Annotated in this window: 4 protein-coding genes; all 4 read right to left on the bottom strand. The window is 65.1% G+C overall.

All coding sequences use genetic code 11. The annotated features are described in order from the left end of the window. Positions 1–194: 194 nt before the first annotated feature. Positions 195–956, bottom strand: a complete 762-nt coding sequence (locus ACP5MM_RS05810; RefSeq protein ID WP_427930584.1) for an SDR family NAD(P)-dependent oxidoreductase — start codon at positions 954–956, stop codon at positions 195–197. Then, positions 956–1,528: a thioredoxin family protein gene (locus ACP5MM_RS05805; RefSeq protein WP_427930395.1), complete on the bottom strand. Its 573-nt coding sequence runs from the start codon at positions 1,526–1,528 to the stop codon at positions 956–958. Before ACP5MM_RS05805 ends, ACP5MM_RS05810 begins: the two co-directional genes overlap by 1 nt. Before the next feature lie 137 nt (positions 1,529–1,665). Next, positions 1,666–2,811, bottom strand: coding sequence for a MalY/PatB family protein (locus tag ACP5MM_RS05800; RefSeq protein ID WP_427930396.1), 1,146 nt, complete (start codon positions 2,809–2,811; stop codon positions 1,666–1,668). Continuing rightward, the gene (ovoA, locus tag ACP5MM_RS05795; protein ID WP_427934255.1) at positions 2,808–4,910 is read right to left on the bottom strand and encodes a 5-histidylcysteine sulfoxide synthase; all 2,103 of its coding nucleotides are present in this window, start codon (positions 4,908–4,910) and stop codon (positions 2,808–2,810) included. The genes ACP5MM_RS05800 and ovoA overlap by 4 nt, the downstream gene beginning before the upstream one ends. Between the last annotated feature and the right edge of the window lie 151 nt (positions 4,911–5,061).

Genomic DNA, 5,061 nt, shown 5'->3' with positions numbered 1-5,061 from the left:
TTCGCCTGCCAGCGGGATGAGCCGTAGAACAACAGGCAAGGACCGCCGGAGCAAAAAACCCCTCCGCCAACGGCCGGGCCGCGGCTGGATAAGTGCCCCCATCGCTCGCGTGGATCGCTTTCCCGGGCTACGGGCGACCTATCCTCCGCAAGGAGGGCGTTCCTTTCCGCACCCGGGTTTTCGCTGCCGCAGGATCAATGGTGGCGGAACACCTTGTCCACCCGCGCCTGATCCCGGGGCTTGATGATGATCTCGTCGATATTGACGTGGGCGGGGCGGGTGACGGCCCAGAGGATGGCATCGGCGATATCGACAGCCGTAAGGGGCGTCATGCCGGCATAGACCTGGGCGGCCCGCTGGGCATCGCCGGAGAAACGCACCAGGCTGAACTCGGTCTCGGCCAGGCCCGGATCGATCTCGGTCACCCGCAAGGGCTGGCCCAGCCACTCCAGACGCATGGTCTCCGTCAGCGCCCTTACGGCGTGCTTGCAGGCCGTATAACCGCCGCCACCGGGGTAGGTCTCGTGTCCGGCCACGCTGCCGATATTGACCACGTGGCCAACGCCGCCGGGGGCCGCCAGGAGGCGGGGATAGAGGGCGCGGGTGACCCGCGCCAGGCCCAGGACATTGGATTGAAACATCGCCAGCCAGTGCGCTTCCTCCATGGCCGCGATGCTTTCCAGGCCCAGGGCGCCACCGGCATTGTTGACCAGCACGTCCACCCCTGCCGGCAACTGCCCGGCGAAGGCCGCCACCGAGGCGCTGTCCGTGACATCCAGGGCCAGCGCCCTGCCGCCGCAGCTTTCGGCCACTTCCTGCACACGGTCGAGGCGACGGGCGCCAAGCCAGACGAGGTAGCCCTGGGCAGCGAGCATCTGCGCCGCAGCCGCTCCTATGCCTGATGAGGCGCCGGTGATCACGGCGCATTTTGGGGAATCCTTGCGCGCATCTACCATCACAGGTCCTCCGGCGCGTTGCCCGGCCGCCACTTGATGCTGCAGCCGATGCCGGGCTTCTGCTCCGCCGACGGCAACCGGCCCGCCAGAACGGCGGCCACGGCGGCGCTCAGATCCCCGCCATCGGTGGGCAGATCATTTTTCGGGCGGCTGTCATCGAACTGCCCGTGGTAGGCGAGGCGCCCTGCCGCGTCAAAAAGAAAGATGTCCGGGGTGCAAACGGCATGGAAGGCCTTGGCCACCGTTTGTTCCGCATCGAAAAGATAGGGGAAGACATATCCGGCGCGCAGCGCCTCGGCGGGCATTTTCTCCGGCGCGTCATCGGGATAGTGCTCGGGGTCGTTGCTGTTGATCCCCACCACGGTCAGGCCTTGGGTCATCCATTGGGCGCTCAGTTCTCCGAGCTTGCGGCTGATGTGCAGCACATAGGGACAGTGGTTGCAGATGAACATCACCAGGGTCGGTTGCCCCTGGTGATCGGCTCGACACCAGCGTTCCCTCCGCCCACCCACGGGCAGGCAGAAATCGGGGATGGGGCTACCAAGGGGCAGGTCTTTTGCAGTTGTTGCCATGAGCATTCTCCTTTTTCGTCATCCTTGCTATTTACGCTGAAAACGGCCGTTGGCGGGCGTGTTTTGCCGCGGGACCCGGGCCTGGTCATCCCGCAATGATTCCGGGTTCGGTACCGCAATCGTTCGGCAGAACCGTTTCAGCCACAGGCCCGGCGCAGACGGTCTATCCCCTCATCCAGCACGGTCCGCGGCGTCCCGAAATTGAGGCGCACAAAGCCCGCGCCGCCCGGGCCGAAGTCCGGGCCGGGGTTCAGGCCCAGAGCCGCATGGCGCAGGCGCTGGGCAATGGTCCCATCGTCCAGACCCAGGGCGCGCAGATCGAGCCAGGCGAGGTAGCCGAACTCGGGTACGCGATAGCCGAGGGCGGGCAGTTCGGCAGCCAGACGCCGGCCGAGATGGCGGGCGTTGGCGGCCAGGTAAGTCCGCAGGCCCTCCTGCCAGACGTCCCCCGCTTCCCAGGCGGCGGTCATGGCGATGGGGGCAAAGAGATTGATTTCGTGGATCTGACTGCGCCGCAGTTCGGCGGCGAAGCGCTGCCGTTGGCGATCATCCGCCAGCACGCCGAAGGCACCGCCAATGCCGGCGATGTTGAAGCTCTTGCCCGCGGAGCTGAGGAGCAGGCTGTCGGGAAAGAGGCTGGGGAAAGGGGTGTGGGGGTGCTCCGCATAAGCCAGATCGGCATGGATCTCATCGCTCACCACCAGCACGCCCTGGCGCCGGGCGAGCTCCCCCAGATGCTGCAATTCCACCCGCCCCCAGACCCGGCCCGAAGGGTTGTGGGGGGAGCAGAGCAGCAGCATCCGCGCCTGGGGCAGGAGGGCTTCAAGGCGTTCCCAGTCCATCTCGTAGCGTCCGCGTCCGTCCCGTTGCAGGGGCGCCATGAGGAGCTCCCGCCCCTGTTCCCGGACTGCGCTGAGGAAGGGCGGGTAAATGGGCGGCATGACGATGATGCCGTCGCCCGTCTCCGTAAAGGCCCGCACCGCGGCAAAAAGCCCCGGCACCACGCCGCTGACCAGGAGCATCTGGGCCGGATCGGGTCGCCAGCCATGGCGCCGTTCCATCCAGTTCGCCCCTGCCGCCAACGCCGCCGCGCCACCCCAGGGATAACCGTAAATGGGGTGGGCCACCCGTTCCGCCAGAGCGGCTTGCACCGCTTCCGGCGCGGGAAAATCCATGTCCGCCACCCACATGGGCAATACTTCCCGACCAAAGCGGGCGGCCGCCCCATCCCACTTGAGGGCACCCGTCCCCAAACGCGGGGTGACCTGATCAAAGTCCGTCACAAGCGCTCCCAGAGCGTGACCTGGGCAAGGCTGTGTTGATACTTGCGGGCCGTTTCGCGGATGACGAAGGGCTGATCCAGCGGTTCCTGGAGCAGGCGGAAATGGGGTGCCAGGAGTTCGCGCAGGGCATCCAGGGTGGTGAAGTTTTCCCCGTTGCGCTTGAAGCCGCCCAGCCATTCTTCCCGGGGCGTGTGTTCCGCCAGCCAGGTGTAGGGCGAGGTGAGCACGAGAATGCCACCGGAAACGATCCGCTTGGGGATTTCCTGGAGGAATTTGCGCGGCTGGTACAGCCGGTCGATGAGATTGGCGGCGACGACCAGGTCGTAATCCCGGTATAACGGCTTGAGATTGCACGCATCGGCCTGAAAAAACTGCACCCGCCCGGAAGTGGCGGCCAGGTCCAGATCCGCCAGGCGGGCGGTGTGGTAACTCAGCAGTTCGCCTTCCTCCACCAGGGTGTAGGAAAAGCTCCCCTGCTCCCGCAGGTGCACCCCCACCTGGATGAAACGGGCGGAAAAATCCAGCCCCGTCACCTCGGGGCAATGGCGCGCCAGGGCAAAACTGCTGCGTCCCACGGCACAACCGATGTCCAGCGCCCGTCGCAGGGGCCGCCCGGCCATGGCCTGTACGGCCAACTCCGCCACCGCGGCGGGAAAATTCCCTACGTCAAAGTGCTCGGGCCCATAGTGAAAGTCGCAATACTGGGAAATGGCCGCGTCGCTTTCATAGACCGGCACTTCGGGCAAGGGATTCGTGGAACGCACATAACGGAAGCCCGCGTGCTGGAAAAAATGACGGCGAAAGGCATAGCGCGCTTCGCGGTGCATTTCGTTGCCCAAGGCAATGAACGAGCCGCCCTTGATGAGGTTGTGCTGCTGATCGAAGGTCGGGGTGGTGAAATCATCATAATAGGGATGCACGGCAAAGCCGCCGAAGGGATAGATGGGGGTCGCGGTCCATTGCCAGACATTGCCGATGACATCATAAAAATCGCCGTGGCGGAAATGCTGCACCGGGCAAGGCGAGACTCCGTAGGCGAGGCCGATGTTGGCGGGCGCTTCTTGCCATCCGTCCACGTCGGGAACGCCGGACAGATCGCGCAGGCGCCGCCATTCGTCCTCACTGGGCAGGCGCAGGGCGACGCCGCCTTGGGCGGACTTCCAGGCGCAAAAGGCCTCGGCCTCCAGACAGTTCACCTCCACCGGCCAATCCCAGGGCATGGGCCGCTCGGCAGCGATGAGCCGCAGTTTCCAGCCATCGGCGCCCGCCACCCAGAAGCTGGGATGCTCCGGACGGGCGAAACGCCGCCAGTTGTCCCCCTCCGCCGTCCACCACCGGGAATCCGCATAACCCCCGGCCTCCACGAAAGACAGGAATTCGCCATTGCTCACCAGATAGCGCCCGGCGGCGAAATCCTTGAGCTCCGCCTCATGCTCACCGTATTCGTTGTCCCAGCCGTAGAGGCGGTCATCGCGCGCCTTGCCGAGGCGCACCCGCCCTCCCGCCACAGGCAGCAGGGCATTTTCCGGGGGGACGCCGCTTTCCTGCCAAGGCTCCCAGCCCGCCAGCGGACGCAGCAAGGACAGGGGGAGTTGGCGCATGAGCACGGAACTGGTCTCCAGATGGATATTTTCATGCTCGATACCCATGAGGATGGCCCACCAGGGCGAATCCCAGGTGATGGGCAGGGTCAGCGGCAGGGTGCGGATGACACCGTCCACCAGCTCGCGCAACTCGGTCCGATAGGCCCGCACAGCCTCCACGCTGGGCCAGTCGTAATGGCTGTCATCCAGGTCATCCCAGGACATCTCATCCACCCCCACGGCAAAGATGGATTCAAAGGCCGGGTCCAGGCGCTGCCGAATCAGCCCCGCCACCTGCAGCTTGTTCACGAAAAAGGTCGCGGTGTGGCCAAAGTAGAAAATGAGGGGATGACGCAGGGCAATGGCCTTATGATACCAGGACTCGGGGCTGGTCAGATGATCGAAGAGTCGTTCATAGAGCAGGGAGGTCTGATGGAAGGTGCGGCGAATCTCTTCCCGCTTGGCCTCCGCATCGGTCCCGTCCAGGAGAAGGGTGGGAATGCGTACTCGACCCATGACTGCCCTCGTCTTTTGCCATAGAAACCCAGTCTAACACAGTGCCGACCGGATGGTCAGCATGCAGGGGGCCGGCGAAGACGCAACCCGGGAAACAGGGGTTGGCAGGGACGCTTTGCCGCGGCCCCAGGGCGTTGGTGACGGAATCCCT

Source organism: Acidithiobacillus sp., assembly GCF_049965315.1.
Taxonomy (GTDB): Bacteria; Pseudomonadota; Gammaproteobacteria; order Acidithiobacillales; family Acidithiobacillaceae; genus Acidithiobacillus_B.
The sequence above is the reverse complement of the archived record's forward strand: the minus strand, read 5'-3'. Positions and strand labels throughout refer to the sequence as shown.